The 21,389-nt window shown below is 66.6% G+C and carries 19 protein-coding genes; 13 read left to right on the top strand and 6 right to left on the bottom strand.

What is annotated here, in order from left to right; translation table 11 throughout:
* Nucleotides 1–7 precede the first annotated feature (7 nt).
* Both murU and AZKH_RS04570 read right to left on the bottom strand, forming a co-directional pair.
* A complete protein-coding gene (gene murU, locus AZKH_RS04565) occupies nt 8–679 on the bottom strand; it encodes an N-acetylmuramate alpha-1-phosphate uridylyltransferase MurU (RefSeq protein ID WP_015434569.1) in 672 nt (223 codons plus the stop codon).
* A gap of 19 nt (nt 680–698) precedes the next feature.
* Entirely contained in the window at nt 699–1,700 is a 1,002-nt protein-coding gene (locus AZKH_RS04570) for an aminoglycoside phosphotransferase family protein (RefSeq protein WP_015434570.1), read from the bottom strand.
* Nucleotides 1,701–1,808: 108 nt separating this feature from the next.
* Between AZKH_RS04570 and lptD the strand changes: the two genes are divergently transcribed.
* From lptD to rsmA, 4 genes are all read left to right on the top strand, one after another.
* The gene (lptD, locus tag AZKH_RS04575; RefSeq protein ID WP_015434571.1) at nt 1,809–4,343 is read left to right on the top strand and encodes an LPS-assembly protein LptD; all 2,535 of its coding nucleotides are present in this window, start codon (nt 1,809–1,811) and stop codon (nt 4,341–4,343) included.
* A gap of 35 nt (nt 4,344–4,378) precedes the next feature.
* Nucleotides 4,379–5,695: a peptidylprolyl isomerase gene (locus AZKH_RS04580; RefSeq protein ID WP_015434572.1), complete on the top strand. Its 1,317-nt coding sequence runs from the start codon at nt 4,379–4,381 to the stop codon at nt 5,693–5,695.
* Nucleotides 5,696–5,703: 8 nt separating this feature from the next.
* Nucleotides 5,704–6,678 carry a 4-hydroxythreonine-4-phosphate dehydrogenase PdxA gene (gene pdxA, locus AZKH_RS04585; protein ID WP_015434573.1) on the top strand — a complete coding sequence of 325 codons (975 nt, stop codon included), beginning with the start codon at nt 5,704–5,706 and terminating at the stop codon, nt 6,676–6,678.
* A gap of 170 nt (nt 6,679–6,848) precedes the next feature.
* The gene (gene rsmA, locus AZKH_RS04590; protein WP_015434574.1) at nt 6,849–7,631 is read left to right on the top strand and encodes a 16S rRNA (adenine(1518)-N(6)/adenine(1519)-N(6))-dimethyltransferase RsmA; all 783 of its coding nucleotides are present in this window, start codon (nt 6,849–6,851) and stop codon (nt 7,629–7,631) included.
* A 54-nt stretch (nt 7,632–7,685) separates the two neighbouring features.
* Here rsmA and AZKH_RS04595 read toward each other — a convergent pair whose 3' ends face one another.
* From AZKH_RS04595 to AZKH_RS04610, 4 genes are all read right to left on the bottom strand, one after another.
* Nucleotides 7,686–7,880 (bottom strand): DUF2892 domain-containing protein, encoded by a 195-nt coding sequence (locus AZKH_RS04595; RefSeq protein WP_015434575.1) that lies wholly within the window; start codon nt 7,878–7,880, stop codon nt 7,686–7,688.
* A gap of 92 nt (nt 7,881–7,972) precedes the next feature.
* Nucleotides 7,973–8,644 carry a Crp/Fnr family transcriptional regulator gene (locus AZKH_RS04600; RefSeq protein ID WP_015434576.1) on the bottom strand — a complete coding sequence of 224 codons (672 nt, stop codon included), beginning with the start codon at nt 8,642–8,644 and terminating at the stop codon, nt 7,973–7,975.
* 26 nt (nt 8,645–8,670) lie between these two features.
* Nucleotides 8,671–9,432 carry an exodeoxyribonuclease III gene (gene xth, locus AZKH_RS04605; RefSeq protein ID WP_015434577.1) on the bottom strand — a complete coding sequence of 254 codons (762 nt, stop codon included), beginning with the start codon at nt 9,430–9,432 and terminating at the stop codon, nt 8,671–8,673.
* 113 nt (nt 9,433–9,545) lie between these two features.
* Entirely contained in the window at nt 9,546–10,943 is a 1,398-nt protein-coding gene (locus AZKH_RS04610; protein ID WP_015434578.1) for an undecaprenyl-phosphate glucose phosphotransferase, read from the bottom strand.
* A gap of 433 nt (nt 10,944–11,376) precedes the next feature.
* Here AZKH_RS04610 and epsL point away from each other — a divergent pair, with 433 nt between their 5' ends.
* From epsL to AZKH_RS04655, 9 genes are all read left to right on the top strand, one after another.
* Nucleotides 11,377–12,570 (top strand): XrtB/PEP-CTERM-associated polysaccharide biosynthesis outer membrane protein EpsL, encoded by a 1,194-nt coding sequence (gene epsL, locus AZKH_RS04615; RefSeq protein ID WP_083902988.1) that lies wholly within the window; start codon nt 11,377–11,379, stop codon nt 12,568–12,570.
* Nucleotides 12,571–12,936: 366 nt separating this feature from the next.
* Nucleotides 12,937–13,344, top strand: a complete 408-nt coding sequence (locus AZKH_RS04620; RefSeq protein ID WP_041655917.1) for a hypothetical protein — start codon at nt 12,937–12,939, stop codon at nt 13,342–13,344.
* 111 nt (nt 13,345–13,455) lie between these two features.
* Nucleotides 13,456–14,340: an EpsD family peptidyl-prolyl cis-trans isomerase gene (locus tag AZKH_RS04625; RefSeq protein ID WP_015434581.1), complete on the top strand. Its 885-nt coding sequence runs from the start codon at nt 13,456–13,458 to the stop codon at nt 14,338–14,340.
* Between the two features lie 16 nt (nt 14,341–14,356).
* The gene (epsE, locus tag AZKH_RS04630) at nt 14,357–15,253 is read left to right on the top strand and encodes a polysaccharide export protein EpsE (RefSeq protein ID WP_015434582.1); all 897 of its coding nucleotides are present in this window, start codon (nt 14,357–14,359) and stop codon (nt 15,251–15,253) included.
* Nucleotides 15,254–15,266: 13 nt separating this feature from the next.
* Nucleotides 15,267–16,673 (top strand): chain length determinant protein EpsF, encoded by a 1,407-nt coding sequence (gene epsF, locus AZKH_RS04635; protein WP_015434583.1) that lies wholly within the window; start codon nt 15,267–15,269, stop codon nt 16,671–16,673.
* A 3-nt stretch (nt 16,674–16,676) separates the two neighbouring features.
* Complete coding sequence (epsG, locus tag AZKH_RS04640) at nt 16,677–17,546, top strand: chain length determinant protein tyrosine kinase EpsG (RefSeq protein ID WP_015434584.1); 870 nt, start codon at nt 16,677–16,679, stop codon at nt 17,544–17,546.
* A 2-nt stretch (nt 17,547–17,548) separates the two neighbouring features.
* Nucleotides 17,549–18,511, top strand: coding sequence for a glycosyltransferase family 2 protein (locus AZKH_RS04645; protein ID WP_015434585.1), 963 nt, complete (start codon nt 17,549–17,551; stop codon nt 18,509–18,511).
* A gap of 35 nt (nt 18,512–18,546) precedes the next feature.
* Nucleotides 18,547–19,911 (top strand): O-antigen ligase, encoded by a 1,365-nt coding sequence (locus AZKH_RS04650; protein ID WP_015434586.1) that lies wholly within the window; start codon nt 18,547–18,549, stop codon nt 19,909–19,911.
* The gene (locus AZKH_RS04655) at nt 19,908–21,380 is read left to right on the top strand and encodes a hypothetical protein (RefSeq protein ID WP_015434587.1); all 1,473 of its coding nucleotides are present in this window, start codon (nt 19,908–19,910) and stop codon (nt 21,378–21,380) included. Before AZKH_RS04650 ends, AZKH_RS04655 begins: the two co-directional genes overlap by 4 nt.
* Nucleotides 21,381–21,389 lie beyond the last annotated feature (9 nt).

Consider the following 21,389-nt stretch of genomic DNA (forward strand, 5'->3'; position numbering starts at 1 on the left):
GGGCGCATCAGCCTTTGAGCCGTGCGTCGAGCTCGGCGAGCCGCGCTGGCGTGCCGACGTCGAGCCAGTAGCCCTCATGCAGGGCGCCGCCGACGCGGCCGGCGTCCATCGCGTTGCGCAGCAGCGGGGCGAGGGGCGCGCGGTGGCCCGGCTCGATGCCGGCGAAGAGGCTGGGGTGATAGACGCCGATGCCGGAAAAGGTCAGCAGCGGGCCGCCGTTGCGATACACGCGTCCCTCGGTGAGACGGAAGTCGCCTTCCGGGTGGTGCGCGGGATTCGGGATCAGCAGCAGGCGGGCGAGATCGCCGTCCGCGGCGACGCCGGCCCCCCAGTCGCGCAGCGCAGCCGGATCGGCGTCGCAGAAGATGTCGCCGTTGATGACGAGGAAGGGCTCGTCGCCCAGCAGCGGCAGCGCCTTGCGGATGCCGCCGGCAGTTTCGAGCGCCTCGGCTTCGGCCGAATAGCGGAGGCGCAGGCCGAAGCGGCTGCCGTCGCCGAGGGCCGCTTCGATCATCGCGCCGAGATGGGCGTGGTTGATGACGATGTCGCTGAAACCGGCTTCGCGCAGGCGTTCGAGATGCCAGACGATGAGCGGTTTGCCGCCGGCTTCGAGCAGCGGCTTGGGGCAGGCGTCGGTTAGCGGGCGCATGCGTTCGCCGCGCCCCGCTGCGAGGATCATTGCGTGCATTGGGGGGCGCTCAGAAGGTGTAACCGACTTCGACCGGTTCGGGGTCGAGGTGGTCGAGCAGTTTCAGCAGCGGCCCAAGGTCGCGGTAGCGCTTGCAGGCGCGGCGCAGGTAGTCCATCACCAGCGGCATGTCGCGCAGATACCCGTCCTTGCCGTCGCGGTGGTAGAGGCGGGCGAAAATGCCGAGCACCTTGATGTGGCGCTGCACGCCCATCCATTCGTAGTCGCGATGGAAGTCGGAGAAGTCGGCGCGCACCGGCAGGCCGAGCTTGCGTGCCGCCTCCCAGTAGCGGGCGAGCATGTCGAGGGTGAAGTCTTCTTCCCAATGGATGTAGGCGTCCTTGAAGAGCGAGGCGAGGTCGTAGCTGAGGGGGCCGTAGACAGCGTCCTGGAAGTCGATGATGCCGGGGTTGGCGCCTTCGGCGAGGTACATCAGGTTGCGCGAGTGGTAGTCGCGGTGCACAAAGACCTGGGGCTCGGCGAGGTTCGCGGCGAGGATCTTGTCGAAGGTCGTCATCAGCGTCGCGTGCTGGCGCTCGTCGAGCGTGACGCCCTTGTGGCGGGCGATGTACCAGTCGGGGAAGAGCATAAGCTCGCGCAGCAGCAGTTCGCGCGAGTATTCGGGCAGTGCGCCGGGGCGGCTCGCCTTCTGGATCGCGATCAGGGAGCCGAGCGCATCGGCGTAGAGCGCGTGGGCGTTGTCCGGCGTCAGCGCCGCGAGGTAGGTCGTGCTGCCGAGGTCGGACAGCATCAGGAAGCCTTGTTCGAGGTCCTGCGCGAGGACGTCCGGGACGTGGGCGCCGGCGCCGCGGAAGAGGTCCGCGACCTTCAGCCAGGGGCGGCAGTCCTCGTGCGAGGGGGGGGCGTCCATGATCACCCGCGTCGTGCCGTCGGCCAGTCGGATGCGGAAATAGCGCCGGAAGCTCGCATCGGCCGAGGCCGGCGTGAGTTCGAATTCGGCTCCCGGAAGTTGGGCGTGCAGCCAGTCGTTCAGTTGGGCGAGTCTTTGCACCGGGTTCTCCGCGACGCTTCGTGTAAAATCCGCGAGTTTATCAAAAGGCCGCAGTCATGCCGGCAGGCATGGGGAGGAAGCGGCCCTCATCCAGGATTGGGGAAGCGCTTGCGCGAATTGCCATTAAGAACGCAGTTGCGGCTGATTCCACTGCTGCTGTGCTGTATCTCCAGCTCCGCCATGCCGGCCGGGCTGGGCCCGCTCGTCGTTTCGCCGGATCTCGTGCGCGAGGGGGGCGGCAAGGCGCCGGTTCCGTCGGCTTCGCCTGCGACGGCAGGACAGGCGGCGCCGACGACCGGTGCTGCACGCACGACGAGTCCGGCGGGCCCGAAGGCCGGATCGCCGGGCGTGACGACGAAGCAGGGAACGACAAGCGTCGTCCAGCCCGTGCCGACGGCGCCGGAGCTGGAGCCGGGCGCCACCGAGATCCGTGCCGAGCACATTCGCGGCACGCGCTCGGTGGAAACGATCGCCGAGGGCAATGCCGAGGTGCGGCGGGATGACATGGTGCTCACCGCCGATCGTATCGAATACCGCGAGATCGACGACGAGGTTCATGCTGTCGGCAACGTGCGCCTCAAGGATACGGAGGCGTCGATCGCGGGGCCGGAAGCCCGGATGAAGCTGACCGAGCATCTGGGACAGTTCGATACGCCGGACTACTGGTTCAAGCGTGAGCCGCACGAGAAGACCGGTATCGATGCCGCCCACACCAGCCCGTGGTCGAACATGCCGCTCAAGAGCGGCAGCAAGTCTTCGTCGCGGCAGAAGCAAAGCCAGGCGACTTCCGCCCAACGCGAAGTGTCGGGGGGCGGCCATGCGGACGTGATGTACTTTCAGGGCGAGAACCAGTACGAGCTGAAGAACGCGACCTGGTCCACCTGCCAGGCGAGCGATCCGGACTGGTACATCAAGGCGCCGGAACTTCATCTCGACTACGACCGTGAGGTCGGCGAGGCGCACAATGCGTCCATCGTCTTCAAGGACGTCCCGCTGCTGTGGTGGCCCTGGGCCGACTTCCCGCTCGTCGGGCAACGCCAGTCCGGCTTCCTGTCGCCGACCTTCGGCGTGTCCAACAAGGTCGGCCTCGATATTTCCATTCCCTACTACTGGAACATCGCGCCGAACTACGATGCGACGATCGCGCCACGCTTCATGGGGCGTCGCGGTACCCAGCTCGCGACCGAATTCCGCTACCTGACGCCGACCGAGAAGGGCGAGAGCCGGATCGAATGGCTGCCGCGCGACAACGTGACGGGCGAGGACCGGGCGCTGGGCTCCTTCCAGCACCAGCAGATCCTCATGCCCGGCGTGTTTGGCTCGATCGATGTCAACGGCGTGTCGGACAAGCACTATTTCGAGGATCTCAGCTCGCGCGTGTCGCTGTCGTCGCGCGCGACCCTGCTGCGCGAGGGGCGGCTGAGCTACGCGACCTCCGACTGGTGGAACGCCTCGGCAGTGGTGCAGAGCTACCAGACGCTGTCGGGCGTCGCCCCCTACCAGCGACTGCCGCAGCTCACCTTCAACGCCAATCGCAACGAACTCGCCGGCGGAACGTCCCTCATCCTGCGCTCGGAGTTCGTGCAGTTCCGGCATGTCGACGAGGACAAGCCCGAAGGCAATCGCCTCACGCTGTATCCGCAAGTCGCGCTGCCCTACGAGCGCGCCGGCTACTTCGTGACGCCGAAGTTCGGCGTGCATTACACGCACTACGACCTCGACAACGGCTTGCCCGCGGTGCCGGGCGGTCCGCTGACGGAAGGCCGGACGATCAATCGCACCCTGCCGATCTTCACGCTCGACAGCGGCCTGATCTTCGAGCGCGACACCTCCTTCTTCGACAAGGCCTATGTCCAGACGCTGGAGCCGCGCCTGTATTACGTGCGTGTGCCGACCCGCAATCAGGACGAGATTCCGGTCTTCGACTCCGCGCGCTACGACTTTGGTCTCGCACAGATCTTCTCCGAGAACCTGTATTCGGGCGGCGACCGCATCGCCGATGCGAATCAGGTCACGGCTGCCGTGACGTCCCGCCTGGTCGATGGCGAAACGGGAGCCGAGCGCCTGCGTGCGACGGTCGGACAGCGCTTCTATTTCGACGACCAGCAGGTGACCCTGCCCGGCGAGACGCCGCGCACCGGACGCCGCGCGGACATCCTCGGCGTGTTCAGCGGCCGCGTGAGCCGCAGCACCTCGCTCGACTCGGCGTGGCAGTACAACCCGCGCGACAGCCAGACCGAACGCTTCAACTTCCGCGTCCGCTACTCGCCGGATATCGGGCGCGCGCTGAACCTGTCGTACCGCTACTCGCGCGACGTGCTGCAGGATCTCGACCTGTCCGGTCAATGGCCGCTCGGTGGCGGTTGGTACGGTGTCGGCCGCATTACCCGCTCGCTCAAGGAAAACCGGATTACGGAATCCATCGCCGGGATCGAGTACGATGGCGGCTGCTGGGTGTTCCGCGCCGCGCTGCACCGTTTCGCTACCAACCCCGAGGATGTGACCCAGGCCTTCTTCGTGCAACTTGAATTCAATGGCCTGACGAGCGTCGGTTCGAGCCCGATCAACCTGCTCAGGCGCAGCGTCGCCGGCTACGGGAAGATCAACGATCCCGTGGGCGACCGCATCTTCGGCACCGACTGACCGCCACTCGCTCCCCACGAGAATTTTCACTGATCATGATCCGCATTCCCTCGCGTCCGGGCCTTGCCCTGGTTCTTGCCCTTCAATGCACGGGCGTCCTGCTGCCGACTTCGGTAGCCGCCCGGCCGGTCGAAGTCGACCGCATTGCCGCCATCGTCAACAACGAAGTCGTCACCACCGTCGAATTGAAGGAGCGCGTCGCGCAAATCACGCGCCAGCTCAACCGCCAGGGCACGCAGCTGCCGCCGGCGGACGTGCTCGAACGGCAACTGCTCGAGCGCATCGTGCTCGAGAAGGCGCAAATGCAGCTCGCGAAGGAATCCGGCATCCAGGCCGATGACGCGACGCTCGAACGCGCGATTAGCCGGATTGCGGAAAACAACCGCATGAGTGTGTCCGACCTGCGCGCTGCACTCACGAAGGACGGCATCAGCTGGGAGCAGTTCCGTGACCAGATCCGCAGCGAGATCGTGCTGACCCGCCTGCGCGAACGCGAGGTCGAGAACCGCGTGGTCGTGACGGACGCGGAGATCGACAATTACCTCGCCACCAACCCGGAAGGCGTGTCGAACGAGGAGTTCCAGCTCGCGCACATCCTCGTGCGCATCCCTGAGGGGGCGAACCAGCGCCAGCTCATGGAGCGGGGCGCGCGGGCCGAACAGGTGCTGACGCGGCTGCGCGCGGGCGAGGATTTCAGCCGTCTCGCCGCCGAATACTCCGATGCCCCCGACGCCTTGACCGGCGGCGCCTTGGGCTGGCGTACGCGGGATCGCGTGCCGGGTCTGTTCACCGACGTGGTGGGGCAGCTCAAGCCGGGCGAGGTTTCGGGCATCCTGCGCAGCGCCGCGGGCCTGCATATCGTCAAGCTGGTCGACAAGCGCGGCGGCGGCAGCGCCGGCCCGGTTCAGATGCAGCAGACGCGCGCGCGCCATATCCTGATCCGCACGTCCGAAATCGTGTCCGATGCCGAGGCGGAAAACCGCCTGCGCGCCCTGCGCGAGCGCATCGTCAACGGCGCGAACTTCGCCGATTTGGCGAAGGCGAATTCCGGCGATCTGTCGGCCGCGAAGGGGGGCGACCTGGGTTGGCTGAATCCGGGCGACACGGTGCCGGAATTCGAACACGCGATGGATGCGCTGAAGCCCGGCGAAGTGAGTCCGCCCGTGAAATCGCCTTTCGGCTGGCACCTGATCATGGTCGAATCGCGCCGCATGCAGGACGTGTCCGACGAGCGCAAGCGCAACGCCGCGCGCAATGCGCTGCGCGCGCGCAAGTCCGACGAAGCCTACGAGGAATGGCTCCGCCAGCTGCGTGATCGCACCTACGTCGAATACCGGCTCGACAAGGAATAAGCGAGGTCGTGGCGAAAAAGCCTGTCCTGGCGGTCACGAGCGGCGAGCCGGCGGGCGTCGGCCCGGAGCTCTGCGCGCGGCTGCTCGACCGGCAGTGGCCGGCGCGACTCGTCGTGCTCGGCGATATCGGGCTGATTCGCGAACGGGCCGGCGATGGGGTGCCGGTCGTTGCGTATGAGGCGTCGGCGGAGCCGTCTTCGGGCGCGCTGGAAGTGCTGCACCTGCCTTTGAGCGTGCACGCGCGTGCTGGCGTCCTCGACCCGGCGAACGGACGCCACGTGCTCGCGCTGCTCGACCGCGCGCTTGCGGGTTGCCGCAGCGGAGAATTCGCCGGGATGGTGACGGCGCCGGTGCATAAGGGCGTGATCAACGATGCCGGGGTGCCGTTCAGCGGGCACACGGAATACCTTGCCGAGCACACGGGCACGCCGCTCGTCGTGATGATGCTGGTCGGCGGCGGGCTGAGGGTCGCGCTGGCGACGACCCATCTGCCGCTCTCGGCCGTGCCCGCGGCAATCACGCGCGAGGTGCTGGAGGAGACGCTGCGCATCCTGCACGCCGATCTCGTCGCGCGCTTTGCGCTGCCTGCGCCGCGCATCCTCGTCGCCGGACTGAACCCGCATGCAGGTGAGGGCGGGCACATGGGGCGCGAGGAGATCGATGTCATCGCGCCGGTGCTCGAAAAGCTGCGCGGCGAGGGGATGCATCTCATGGGGCCGTTGCCGGCCGATACGCTTTTCGTGCCGCATACGCTGGAGCAGGGCGACGCGGTGCTCGCGATGTATCACGACCAGGGCTTGCCGGTGTTGAAACATGCGAGCTTCGGCGGTGGTGTGAATGTGACGCTGGGGCTGCCGATCATCCGGACTTCGGTGGATCACGGGACGGCGCTGGATCTGGCGGGGACAGGGAAGGCCGATCCGGGGAGTCTGTTTGCTGCCGTGGAGTTGGCGATTCACATGGCGGCGGGAGCTCGCAGTTAGGGCGGAAGAATCGTTTGGCAGATTGTCGGTAATCCGCCCGCGCGTCGGCGGCTTCCGGTCCTCGTTGGCGCGGGGCGGACGCCTCGGCCCGAAAGCCGCCGCCGCGCGGGCTGCGTGCTCCGGGCGACGACCTTCGTGGCTTCGCTCATGAACAACAATAGAGATAGCTGATGACTGAGCATCGTGCCCGAAAGCGTTTCGGGCAGAATTTTTTGTCCGATCCGAACATTATCCGCAAGATCATCGATGCGATCCGCCCGTTGGCGGGGGAGACGATGGTCGAGATCGGGCCTGGCCTGGGGGCGATGACCGATCCTCTGGTCGAGCGGCTGGGGCATCTGAATGTTGTCGAGATCGACCGCGACCTGATCGCGCGGCTGAAGGAGCGCTATACGCCCGAGCGGCTGACGATCCACGAAGGCGATGCACTGAAGTTCGATTTCGCGACGCTGGGAGCGCCACTGCGGGTGGTCGGCAACCTGCCGTACAACATCTCGACGCCGCTGCTCTTCCACCTTGCGAGCTTCGCCGAGAGCGTCAGCGACATGACCTTCATGCTGCAGAAGGAGGTCGTGATGCGCATGGTGGCGGAGCCGGGGACCGACGATTACGGCCGCTTGTCCGTGATGCTGCAGTACCGCTTCCGCATGGCGCGGCTCTTCGACGTGCCGCCGGGAGCGTTTCGTCCGGCCCCGAAGGTGACCTCGAGCATCGTGCGCATGGTGCCGCTGCCCGCGGCCGAACTGGGTGCGAAGGACGAGGCGCTGCTCGAACGTATCGTTGCGGCGGCCTTTGGGCAGCGCCGCAAGACGCTGCGCAATACGCTGCGGGATTTTCTCGGCGAGGAAGATTTTGCCGCCCTCGGACTCGATCCCGGGCTGCGCGGCGAGCGGCTGTCGGTGGCGGAGTATGTCGCGATCGCCAATCACATCAGCGCGCGCGACGCCGCATAAGGCGCATGAAAAAGCCGGGAAGATCCCGGCTTCGTTGGCGATCGCGGATCGCGTTCAGGCTTTCTTCATCGGGCAGGTGTTGAGGCCGAGCAGGGTGTAGGCCGGGCACCAGCCCATCAGGCCGGTCACGAGCGGCACGACCCCGATCCAGGTCCAGGGCGTGCCCATGCCCAGGGCTGCGAGGGTGATCAGCAGCAGGCCCGCGATGATGCGAAGGATCTTGTCGATACCGCCGACGTTGGTTTTCATGGTCTTCTCCGGTTGGGTTTACTGAAATGTGAGCCTATTTCAGCACCGGAGCGGGCGAAGGTCTGTAACCTCGGTTACACAGCGTTCCCGTGCTAGCGTCCTTCGCTCGCAATCCGACGCAGGCCGGCCGGGTCGAGGATCTCGATCTGTTCCCGCGACAGGCGCACCAGTCCTTGTGCGGCAAAGCCTTTCAGCAGCCGGCTGACGAACTCGCGCACGCTGCCCAATTCGTCCGCGAGCTGCTGGTGCGTGACGTGCAGCAGCCGGCCCTTGCCGAGCAGTTGCGCCGCGAGGCGCTGGTCGAGGCGGCGGAAGGCGACTTCCTCGATGAGTTGCATCAGGTCGGCGATGCGTTCGGCGAAGAGGTGGAAGACGAAGTCGCGGAACACCGGTTCGGCGAGCAGGGCGTCGAATTCCGCCTTCGGCAACAGGAGCAGCAGGGTGTCGGCTTCGGCGATGCCGCGGGCGTTGTAGTCCTCATGGCCCAACAGGCAGGACGAGGAGATGATGCAGGTCTCGCCCGGCGCGACGCGATAGAGCGGTAGTTCGCGGCCGTTCGGAGCGCACTTGACGACGCGCACCGAGCCTTCGAGGACGAAGGGGAAGCCCTCGCAGGCCTGGCGGTCGTCGAAGAGCATGGCGCCTGCGGGCACTTTCGCCCAGCGCCCGGCCGCGAGTACCCGGCGCTGGGCGTCCGCAGACAGGCCGGCGATGATCGGGTAGCGGGCCGCCAGGCGGTCCAGCTCGGTGGCGTTCAGGCTCATGGCTGCATCATGCCACGTCGGAGCGATCAGCAGACGAGCTCGATCATCACCGGGGCGTGGTCCGACGGGCGTTCGAGCTTGCGCGGGGCCTTGTCGATGACGCAGCTGCGGCACTGGTCGAGCAGTCCGGACGAGAGCAGCAGGTGGTCGATGCGCAGGCCGAAGTTGCGGCGGAAGGCGCCCATGCGGTAGTCCCACCACGAGAAGCTGCGCTCGGGTTGCTCGAAGAGGCGGAAGGCGTCGATGAGGCCGAGCGCGGTGAGGCCGGCGAAGGCGGCGCGCTCCTGCGGCGAGACATGGATCTCGTCCTTCCAGTCCGGGTGGGCGTCGCGGTCTTCGGGCGCGATGTTGAAGTCGCCGCCGAGCACGAGCCGCTCGTGCGAGCGCAGTTCCTCGCGCAGCCAGTCGGTCAGTGCCGCGATCCAGCGCATCTTGTACTCGAACTTCTCCGATCCGACGGCTTGGCCGTTCGGAAAATAGGCGCTGACGACGCGCACGCCCCCGATGGTCGCCGCGATGATGCGCTTCTGGTCGTCGACGAAACCGGGGATGCCGGTGGTGACGTCTTCGAGCGGGGCGGGGCTGAGGATGGCGACCCCGTTGTAGGTCTTCTGGCCGCTGAACACGGCCTTGTAGCCTGCCGCTTCGAGTTCGGCGAGCGGAAAGGCCTTGTCTTCCATCTTGAGCTCTTGCAGGCACAGCGCGTCGGGGCGGTTGGCGGTGAGCCAGTCGATGACGTGCGGCAGGCGGACCTTGAGCGAATTGACGTTCCAGGTGGCAATCTTCATGCAGGCGGCGATCCGGTGGTGGGCAGGGGCGGGATGTCTGTCCGCCATTGTGCCAGTCGCGGCGGGATCGCCGCCATCGCGTCCGACGTCGGCGTGAGGAGTGCCGCCGCGCTTCAGTATGCGTTGCGATCCTTCACGACCAGCAGCGCGGTCTTGATGATGATCCAGAGGTCGAGCCCGAGCGACCAGTTGCGCAGATAGTCGAGGTCGAACTCGATGCGCTTCTGCATCTTGTCGACCGTCTCGGTTTCGCCCCGGTAACCGTTGACCTGCGCCCAGCCAGTGATGCCCGGCTTGACCTTGTGCCGGATCATGTAGCCCTTGATCAGCTTGCGGTAGGTCTCGTTGTGGGCCACGGCGTGGGGGCGCGGGCCGACGATGCTCATCCGGCCCTGCAGCACGTTGAGGAATTGCGGCAGTTCGTCGAGCGAGGTGCGGCGGATGAACGCGCCGAAGGGGGTGATGCGGCTGTCGTTGCGGGTCGCTTGGCGGACGTTGTCGCCGTCGTCGCAGACCGTCATCGAGCGGAATTTGTACACGAGGATCTCGCGGCCGTCGAGGCCGTAGCGGCGCTGCCGGAAGATCGCCGGGCCGGGCGAGGAGAGTTTCACGCCGATGGCGACGGCGAGCAGGACGGGGGTGAGCAGGAGCAGGATCAGCAGTGCGAGGACGAAGTCGGACGCGCGCTTGATGAAGTTGTTGAGGCCCGTGAAAGGCGTCTCGCAAACAGCGACCACCGCCATGCCGCCGACGTTGTCGAGGCGGCCCTGGATCAGATCGGTGACGAAGATGTCGGGCACGAAGTAGATCGATGCCGTGGTGTCCTTGAGGTCGTCGAGCAGGGCGAGGATGCGCGGCTGCGGGGCCATCGGCAGTGCGAGGTAGATCGCCTCGACATGGTGGCGCTTGACGAAGTCGGCGAGCTCGGCGATGCGGCCGAGGACCGGCGCGCCGCCGCCTTCGGGCAGGCGGGAGGCCGGACGGTCGTCGAAGTAGCCGACGACGCGCGTGCCGAGGTAGGGATGGCGATGGAAGCGGCGCGCCAGTTCGAGGCCGATGTCGTTGAGTCCGGCGACTACCGCGATGCGCTGGTTGTGGCCCAGCGCCATCCACTTGGGCAGCGTGAGGCGCGCAACGGTGTGGGCCGCCGCCATCGCAACGGGGGTTGCGGCGAGCCAGGTCATCAGCATCGACCGGGGGAAGTAGTGCAGATAGCCGCTGACCGAGCCGAAAGCGCCCGCGATCGCGACGAACAGAACCCAGTTGGTGATGACTTTGCGCATCATCGTGTGCGCGTTTTCATGCAGGCCGATATTGCCCGGGAAGGTGAGGGCGAAGGTCAGCGCCCCGAGGATCATATAGGGTGGACTGAGCAGGCGTTCGCCGTGATAGGCGGCGCTGCAATACAGGACGGCGACGACCGTCAGCGGATCGATGAAGGCTTCGACGGCGCCGGCCAGCGTAAAGCTGCTGCGCAGGAAATTACCCTGCCTTTCAATGGCTGCAAGCATGGTGTGGCGTGATCTCTCATGCTGCGTCGCAGCAAATAATTCATCTATAGCAATGCAACGCGATATTGCAAGCGGCGGCATTTGCCCTGGATCGGGTGAAGCTTCCTATGAATCGCATAAACGGTCCTGCGGGCTTTGTAAGAAAAATCATTACCACGGGCGCGGTTCGGGCGGTCTTGTGAAAATTCCACTTTGAAAATATGGATTTAATCGGATGCTCGTCGCAACCGGTTTAAATGTTCTTATAAAACAGTATATTGAATATTATGTCGGCCGGTTCTGCACGGACAGGGCGTGCCGTTCTCCGGGCGGATAAGACCCCTTTGCTGCGAAGAGCGGTGTTGTATCGGTTGGCCTAATGTTCTTACAAGCTTTTTTTTTGCCGGAATTATTTCGACTAGACTGCCGGTGACGAAAAAATACCCATTGGTGCATGAAGCGTAATCGACCACTCATCTGCATAATTACTCTTGCATCGGTATGCCTGCCGAAATGGGCGCGATCCGATGAGGGTGATGCATTGAATTTTCATATTGACCAGACGGTGAGATATGAGAGCAATTTATATCGGCTATCGGATGGCGAGGCGGCGCCGGAAGGCAGGAAATCCGACACCGTGAGCGAAACCGGGCTGGGGCTGAAATTCGATCGCGTGTATGGGCGCCAGCATCTGCTGGCCGATCTGGATTTCGTCAGCGCGCGCTATGCGATCCACAAGGATTTGAATCACGACAGCCCTGACGCCTTGCTGTCGTGGGACTGGGCGCTGGGTAACCGGTGGAGCGGCGTGTTGAGCTATCTGTACCGGGAAAGCCTGACGGGTTTCGACGAGGCCGGCGGGACGACGCCCAGCCTGAACCAGTATTCGCGCGCGCAGGCCACGGCCGACTACTGGTTTCATCCGAGTTGGGCCGTGGGGCTGGGCTTCGCGCACACGCGCAACCGTTTCGACGGTTTCGAGCGGGATGTGGCCGAGTACGACGCGGACACGGTCGATGCGAACCTGACCTACCGTCCGGCGACCGGGAATCGCCTGGTGCTGACGCTGCGCGACACCGAGGGGCAATACCCGAACAGGCCGGCGGTCGAGGAGTCGATCCGCGACTACCGGCAGCAGGAGGTGCGCCTGGGTGGAGACTGGCAGCTGACGGGCGCGACGCGCCTGTCGGGGTTCATCGGGCGAACGCGGGTGGATTACCGGCTCGCGCCGGACCGGGACTTCACGGGCACGATCGGGCGCCTGGCCGTGATCTGGGAGCCGACAGTGAAGACGTCGTTGACCGCGGCCGTGCGGCGCGAGATCGGCGCACAGCAGGACCTTGCGGCGAACTATGCGGTCACCGAAGCGATATCGGTGTCGCCGCGCTGGAAGGTGAGCGACAAGGTGACGCTGGGGGCCGGAATGGAATGGCGCCGGCGCGACTTCCGCGGCGAGCCCTTGGGGGGCGACTCCACGCAGGCGAGGCCGACCGACCGCAGTCGTCGCTATGGCTTGACGGCGGAATACAAGCCGCTGCGGGCCTTGAGCGTCGCGCTGGGTCTGCAACGGCAGGTACGCGACGGATCGAATCAGGTCGGCGGCTATGCGGCAAATATCGCCGACCTGTCGCTGCACTTCCAGTTCTGATTGGAAGCGCACCAAAACGGAGATCGGGCAATTCTTTGAAATGTACGGGCGTGGTGCAATTGCGCTCCATTACTGTGCATTGATTGCAGATTTATTTAACGGGTGATTCAAAACATTTCATTCGCGTCTTGAATTGAAAATCTATTTTTAATGCATTGACCGGGTTTAATGAGATTGCTATGTTGCATAGCAATATGTGCGTTTCCTTCCAATAGAGGAAATGGCAAAACAAAGCGGTCGTATCGAACGGATCGCGACCCGGAATTTGCGGCCGGCCATCAGTCGGCGCCTGGACAGAGAGAGATTGCAATCATGTCTTCCATTACGGGAAAACTTGCCGGGCTATCGGTTTGCCTGATTGCGGCAATGCCTGCAGCACACGCGAAGACGGTAACCCTTTCGGGCGAGAAGGTGACGATTCGCTACGAGGACAAGGCCGCCGACGTGATCGGCGCGCCGTCGCTGATTGCCACCAGCATGATGAACGCGCCGGGAAGCTTCGCCGGCGCGCCGGACACGCCGGTGATTGCGGCGGCCGGCATCGGCGCTTCCGGCGATGCCGGCGCGCGGTCCCGGAGTTTCAATGTGTCGGCGCTCGGATCGCAGGCTGCGCCGACTTCTTTTGCCGACGGTGTGGCGCTGAGTTTTTCGCTCGGCGAACGCGCGGGACTCGAATCCGGGTTCGGCTCGCTGCTGCTGGCCGGTCTCGGACTCTTCGGTCTGATTGCGCGGCAGAGGCTCGTCGCGCTGACGCGTTCCCCGATATTCGCCTGACGCTATTCAGGCAATTCGTTTTCCCGGTTGCGCGATGGTTTCGACGCGGCGGCGTGAGGCCGCGCGGGCGGGAAGTTTTCGATTTCAGGATATTGACGAACGGATGATTCAATGGTGCCGGCTGTACGTTCCGCATTTCCGATCGCGTTGATTGCCGTTTTTGCCCTCAATGCCTGCAGCAAGGGCGAGGCCGACGGACGGCCGGCATTTCCGGTCGTCGCGAAGGTGAACGAGCAGGAAATCCAGGCGAACGAGCTGAGTTCGATGCTGGCGCACGGCGCTCCGCCGGGAATGGAACAGGGCGCCGCGCTCGAACAGCTGATCGATCAGGAATTGATGGTGCAGCGGGCGCGCGAACGCCGGCTCGATCGCGATCCGCGCGTGTTGCAGTCCTTCGAGGCAGCGCAGCGCGAGATCCTGGCGCGCGCCTATCTGGAGCAGGTGACCGGGCAGACCGAGCCGCCGAGCGACGCGCAGATCGCCGGATTCTACGCGGCGCACCCCGAGCTGTTCGCGCAGCGGCGGATCTACAGCCTGCAGGAGCTGGAGATCAGCCTGCCCGTCGAGCGCTTCGCGGAGCTGCATCGGATGACCGAGCGTGCCGGCGGTTTGCAGGGGGTCATGGACTGGCTCGCCCGGGAGCGGATTCCGTTCGAGCTGGCGAATGCGGTGAAGCCTGCCGAGCAATTGCCGCTGGAGAGTCTGAAGGGCTTCGCGCGCATGAAGGACGGCCAGATGGTGCTGACCGCGACCGAGACGGGGGCGCTGCTGGTGCAGCTCGCTTCGTCGCGCCTGCAGCCGCTCGACGAGGCGAGCGCGCGTCCGATGATCGAACGCTACCTCGTCAACGAACGCAAGGTCGCGCTGGCGAAGGCCGAAGTCGAGCGGCTGCGCGACGCGGCCCGCATCGAGTATCCGGCGGCCCCCGGTCGTCCGGCGACCGGAAGCGCCCCCCAGACGGCGTCCCGAGCCGTAACCCCAACCGTATCCGAATGATCCAGGAAGACCGCTTATGAAGTTGCTGACACTGTTCCGCTTGCCGCTCCTGATGTTCGTCGCATGCCTGCAGGTGTGGGCCGCGTCGGCCCTCGCCGCCGGCTCCACCCCCGCCGTGGCCGCTGCCGTCCCCTCCGCCCCGGGTGCCGCCTCCGGCGGCGCCGCTGCCCCTGCGGCCGAGGCGGGGCGCGAGTATGTGCTGGGCCCGGGCGACATCGTCCGTATCAACGTTTTTCAGAATCCGGAACTCGCGACCGAAGGTCGGGTGGCGGAGACCGGGATGCTGACCTTTCCGCTGATCGGCAGCGTGCCGCTCGGCGGGCTCACGGTGTCGGCGGCGGAGGCGCTGATCGCGAAACGGCTGCGCGACGGCGGGTTCGTGGTGCAGCCGCAGGTGACGGTGTTGCCGGTGCAGATCCATGGCAACCAGGTGGCCGTGCTCGGCTACGTGAACAAGCCGGGCCGCTATCCGCTCGACACGTTCAACGTGCGCGTCACGGACATGCTGGCGAACGCCGGCGGGATTGCGACCGGCGGTGACGACGTGGTCGTGCTGGTGGGCACGCGCGACGGCCAGCGCATCCGGCGCGAGCTGGACGTGCCGGTGCTGTTCCAGCGCGGCGATGCCGACGCCGATGTGCTGTTGTCGCCGGGCGACGTGATTTACGTGCGGCGCGCGGACGTGTTCTACATCTACGGCGAGGTGCAGAAGCCGGGCGCATTCCGGCTGGAGCGCGACATGACCGTGATGCAGGGCCTTGCGACGGGCGGCGGCACGACGCTGCGCGGCACGGTGCGCGGTCTGCGCATCACGCGCCGGCTGCCCGATGGCAGCAAGAAGGAAATCGAGCCCGCGCTCGGCGACCGGCTGCAGCCTGACGACATCATCTACGTGAAGGAAAGCCTCTTCTGAGGCGGAGGCTGCCATGACCCTTACGCAATTCCTGCGCATCCTGATCGCGCGTCGGCGGCTGATCTGCGCCGTGGTCGTGATCGTGTTGGCCGCGGCGCTCGGCGCGAGCCTGCTGTTGCCGAAGAAGTACTCGTCGACGGTGCAGTTGGTCGTCGACGTGAAGACCACCGACCCGATTCTCGGCAACGGTGTGCCCTCGCCCCAGGTGTCGAGCTACATCGCGACCCAGGCGGACATCATCGGTTCGGATCGCGTCGCGCTGCGCGTCGTCGAGATGGAGGGGCTCGACCGCATGCCGCTGTTCCAGGCGCTGTGGCAGGACGCGACCGACGGCGCGGGGGACATCCGGAACTGGATAGCCGGCGTGCTGGGGTCGAAGCTGGACGTGAAGCCGTCGCGCGAGAGCAACGTGATCTCGGTCACTTACACCGGCTACGATCCCGAGTTCACCGCGAAGATCGCCAACGCCTTCGCGCGCGCCTACCTCGAGACCGCGGTGGCGCTGAAGGTGGAGCCGGCGCGCCGCTACGCGACGTGGTTCAACGAGCGGACGAAGGGGGTGCGCGACGAGCTCGAGGCGGCGCAGAAGCGGCTGTCCGAGTATGAGCAGCGGAACCGGATCGTGTCCACGGACGGCCGCCTGGACGTCGAAACGGCGCGTCTGGCAGAGTTGTCGAGCCAGCTCGTGCAGGTACAGGGGCTGCGCGCCGAGGCCCGCTCGCGGGCGAATCAGGCGGGAGCGGGCGATGCACTGCCGGAGGTCATGCAGAATCCGCTGATCGCGAACCTGAAGGCCGACCTGGCGCGGCGCGAGGCCGAGCAGGACCAGTTGCGGGGCCGTCTCGGGCCGAATCACCCGGAGGTCGCGAAGCAGGCGGCCGCGATCCAGACGCTGCGCCAGCGCGTGAGCGCCGAAACGCAGCGCGTGGCGGCCTCGCTCGGCACCCAGGACCGCGTCAATGTGGCGCGCGAAGCTGAAGTTTCGGGCGCGGTCGAGGCGCAGAAGGCGCGCGTGCTGCAACTCAAGCAGCACAACGACCAGATCGCGGTGCTGCAGCGTGACGTCGAGAGCGCGCAGAAGGCCTACGACCAGGTCACGCAGCGGCTCGCCGCGACCAGCCTCGAAAGCCAGACGCAGCAGACCGACGTAGCGATCCTGACGCCGGGTGAAGTGCCGATCTGGCCGACCGGCCCGCGGCTGCTGATCAAGCTGGCGCTGGCGCTCGTCGTCGGCGTGGTGCTGGGGGGCGGCACGGCGCTGGTGCTCGAGCTGGGCGACCTGCGCGTGCGCGGCGAGGACGACCTTGTGCGGCTGCCGGACATGCCGGTGCTGGGCAGCATTCCCGGCATCGGGCGCGGGGGGCGCCGCCTGCTGCCCGGCCGCAGCCGGCTGATCGGCCGTACTTCAGGAGGATATTGAGCGATGAACGCACCACTGAGCCCGGCGCTGGACGCATTGGGCGAGCATTCCGTCGGCGCGATCCTGGCGGCGGCCGGGCGGCTGCGGGCCGACGAGCAGGAGCAGATCCTGCGCCGGCAGCGCGATACCGGCCTGCGTTTCGGTGAAGCGGCGGTCGAGCTGGGGCTGCTGACCGAGCGCGACGTCGGTTTCGCGATGGCCCGCCAGTTCGACTACCCGGTGCTGCAGCGCGGCGACAGCAAGGTGTCGATGAGCGTCGTCGCCGCCTACGATCCGTTCTCGTTGCAGTCCGAGGCGCTGCGCGCAGTGCGCAGCCAGCTGATGCTGCGCTGGTTCGATCCGGCTGCGGGCCGCAAGGCGCTCGCGGTCGTCAGCCCGCAGGAGGGCGAGGGGCGGTCGTGGATGGCCGCCAATCTCGCCGTGGCCTTCTCGCAGCTCGGGCAGCGCACGCTGCTGATCGACGCCGACCTGCGCCGACCGACGCTGCATCGCCTCTTCGGCCTCGACGGCCGCAACGGCCTGTCCGCGCTGCTGCTCGGGCGGCAGGTGCCCGATGCGATCCGCGGGGTGCCCGAGCTGCGCTCGCTGGCGATCCTGCCCGCGGGCGCCGTGCCGCCGAATCCGCAGGAGCTGCTGGCGCGGCCGCTGTTCGGCCAGCTGATGAGGCAGTACGCGGCGGGCTTCGACGTGGTGATCGTCGATACCTCCCCGGGCGAGGCGTGCGCCGACGGCTTGATGGTCGCGGCGCGCGTTCGGGGAGTACTGATGGTCGCGCGCCGCAATGCGAGCCGCCTCGCCGCGGTGCGCCGCTACGCCGAGCGGTTGCGCGAGGCCGGCGCCGTGCTGGCGGGCGCGGTGGTGAGCGGGGACTGATCGTGGGCCACCTTGCCGAAGATCCCGTGATCGCCGTCGCGCCCCGGATGCTGCGCGGCGACGTGCGCCCGCTCGTGAGCGTCGTGATCCCGACCTACAACCGCGCTCATGCGATCGGCGCCTGCATCGACAGCGTGCTGGCGCAGACGCTGCAGCATTTCGAGATCGTCGTCGTCGACGACGCGTCGCGCGACGATACGCGGGCGCGCGTCGAGGCGATCGCCGATCCGCGCATCCGCTACGTCGCGCATGCGCAGAATCGCGGCGGCGCGGCGGCGCGCAATACCGGCGTACGGGTTGCCGGCGGCGATTTCATCGCCTTTCTCGACAGCGACGACAGTTGGGCGCCGCGCAAGCTCGAGCAGCAGATCGCGCTGCTCGGCGACCGCGGGCCGGAATACGGCGTGGCCTACACGTGGTTCATCGGCCGCGACAAGGAGGGGCATGAGGTGTCGCGTTCGGACCACAGCCTCGACGGGCGGGTGGCCGACACCTTGCTGGTAGCGAACTATGTCGGGACCTTCTCGAGCATCGTCGTGCGGCGCGATCTGCTCGAGCAGGTCGGCGGACTCGACGAGGGCCTGCGCAGCTGTCAGGACTGGGATCTGTCGATCCGCCTGAGCCGCGTGACGAAGATCTGCTGCGTCAACGAGTACCTGGTGTCGTACCTGCACAACGGAGCCGACAAGCATCGCATCTCGTCGAACCCGGCCTCGCTGATTCAGGGCCACCGGCGGATGCTCGAGAAGTTCGCCGACGACTACGCGCGCCTGCCGCGCGACAAGGCGGCGCGGGCCTTCGCGGGCTTCCTCGACGTGTTCGCCGGTGCGGGCTCCTTCGCGGACGTGATGCGGCTGGGCACGCGGATCGTCGCGACGACGCGCGATCCGCGGGGGGTGTCGCAGTGCTGCATGGCGATGGCGCGTGCCGCGAAGCGCCGCCTGACGCGCAAGTTCGGTTACTGATCGTGGGCAGTGAGGCGCATTCCCCCCATCCGGCAATGCTGATAGGCGGCGCGCTGATCGTCGCGCTGGCGGTCGGGATCGCGTTGCCGCTGTACGCCGACGCGATGGCGGAGAGTTACCTGCGGTTGATGGCGCTGCCGGCGCTGCTGGTGCTGGGCTTCGTGTTCCTGGTCGACCGCTCGCTGCTGCTCGGGCTGGTGCTGCTGTTCCGCGCCGCGGGCGATCTCGTGTTCGAGAGCACCAAGATTACGCTCGGCGGGCAGTCGATCGGTTTCGGCGGGCTGGTCAATGCTTTCGTGATCCTCGTCGCGGTGCTGTTGGTCGCCGCGCGGCCGGAGCGCTTTCCGCGCCGCATCGCGTCGGCGTGGACGGGCTTCCTGCTCGTCGCGCTGGTCGGCACGGCGATCGCACCGGACCGCGGTGACGCGGTGCGCACCTACCTGGGCCTGCTGTCGTATTTCGCGGTTTTCGTCAGCGCGTTCTATTTCGTCAACGGCGAGCGGGACTTCAAGGTCTGCGTGAAGCTGGTGCTGCTGTCGTCGTTGCTGCCCGCCGCCTATGCGCTGGTCGACGTCGCGATGAATGCGGGCGGCGGCCTGCATGGCTTCCGGCTGAAGAGCACCTTCAGCCATCCGAACATCTTCGCGTTCTACCTGACGCTGGTCCTGCTGGTGTCGATCTACGCGCTGAAGAGCCCGACGATCGTGCTCACGCCCTTGCGGCGTGTCGCGCTGATGGCCTACGTGCCGTTCCTGCTGGGCCTGCTGCTGCTCACGCAGACGCGCAGCGCGTGGGTCGCGTGTTTCGCGATCTTTGCGCTCTATGCGCTCCTGTTCGAGCGGCGCTATCTGGTGTACCTGCTGCTGGTGCCGGTGCTGGCGCTGCTCGTGCCCGCCGTGCGCGAGCGCGTGCTCGACCTGGGTAGCGGCAATGAAGTGGTGCAGTACGCGAAGCTCAATTCGCTGGCGTGGCGCCTGCAGATCTGGGAATACGGCCTGCGCTGGATCCGCCCCGTGAACGTGCCGCTCGGCTTCGGGCTGGGGGCGTTCAAATACTTCTCGCCGACCTTCTTCCCGTATTCGGGCGGCGTCAATTTCGGCGCCCACAACATCTACGTGCAGATCGTGTTCGAGCTCGGCGTGATCGGGCTGGCGTGCTTCGCATGGCTCTTCGCGCGGGTGTTCGGCACGCTGCGGCGCATGGCCGCGGCGGACCGGCTGGGCGCCTTCGTCGCGATTGCGCTGGTGGTCGAGTACCTGATCATTTCCGCGTCGGACAACGTCCTCGCCTACCTCGCCTTCAACTGGTACGTCTGGTTCGTGCTCGGGGCCGCCTGCGCGGTCGCCTTGTGGCGGACCGCGGAGCAGGGCGGGGCGCACACCCCAGGAGACAAACCATGAAGGACAACAAGATGCCGTTCCAGCCCGCAGGGCGGCGGGCAACGTGGATCGCCGCGTTCGGCCTCGCGGCCGCGCTCGCCGGTACCCATGCCGCGGCGCAGCCCACCTGGGGCAGCTACGAGACGCCGTTTGCGGTCGATTCGCCGTGGAACAGCCGGCCGGTGCAGCCGAAGTTCGGCGATTTCGTGATCCCGAAATCCGATTACTACCCGTCGGTCGCCGAGGGGACGTGGTCGACCGGGGTGTTCCTCGCCGGCAGCGGCGACGGCCCGGTCACGGTGGTCGGCCTGCCGAACAGCAAGGGTGTGTGGGACCCGGACGCAGAAACCTACCGCCCCCAGGTTGTCATTCCGCGCTGGCCCGCCGGGGTCGTGCCGGCCGCCGGCAGCGACGGCCATGCGGACATCGTCGACCCGATCATGGGCGTCATTCATTCCTTCAACAAGCTGAGCCAGAATGCGGAAGGCCAGTGGATCGCCTCGCAATACGCGTGGACGCGCCTCGACGGCCGTGGCTGGGGCGATCCCGCGCATTACATGCAGGGCGCGCGGGCGGCCGGCGTCGCGACCTCCGGCGGGTTGATGCGCAAGCACGAGATCAACGACGGGCAGTCCATGTATCGCCATGCACTGACGATGTCGCTCACCTACAACGGGCTGTCGCCGAAGCCGACCTACGTGTTCCCGGCGACCTCGGCCGACCGCGATGCGGCGACCACCAACACGGGCCAGATTCCGGAGGGGGCGCTCGTGATGCTGCCACCGACCTTTGACGTGACGCGGCTCTCGACGGCGTCGTTGCGCAAGGTCGCGGAGACGCTGAAGACCTACGGCGCCTACGTCGTCGATCGCAATCGCGGCACGCCTTTCGTGATCTACGTCGAGAGCGGGTCGGGCTTCAATCTGCACAGCGGCGGCTGGAACACCGCCGCGGCCAACGATCTCGAGCGCATCCGCCAGGCGCTGCGGCAGGTCGTGTCCGTCGACGGCTGGATCGACGGCGACGACCAGTCGTACGTGCGCATGTCGGGCCTGAACCGGCTTTCGATGCGCGGCCCCTGGTCGCTGCAGAGCGGCACGGTGCCCGGCGCGTTCGACACCTGGCAGCAGGCGGTGGTGTTCCCGCCCACGACGACGGCGACGGTGATGGTCAACGGCAGCGGTCGCAGCATGCAACCGGTGCCGTGGGCGATCCCAGTCGCCGGGCAGTCGTACCGCCTGACCGCGATCACCACCGGCGGCGGGCGCCTGCGCTTTCAACTGCGCGACAAGGGGAGCGGGAAGACCGTCTTCGACAGCAACGAACTCGGCAACGACCAGATCGCCGACATCGTCTGGCCTTCGGGCTCCGTGACGCCGGTGGTGACAGCGATCAGCGGCGTCGGCGGCGAATCGACGGTTCGCGGCGAGCTGCGCGAGGCGAACGGCGGGACGGTCGCGCGCGGCGAGATGCGCTCCGCGAAGCGATGAGCCGGAGGC

Origin of the sequence: Azoarcus sp. KH32C, from assembly GCF_000349945.1 — a bacterium.
In the GTDB taxonomy this organism is placed as follows: Bacteria; Pseudomonadota; Gammaproteobacteria; order Burkholderiales; family Rhodocyclaceae; genus Aromatoleum.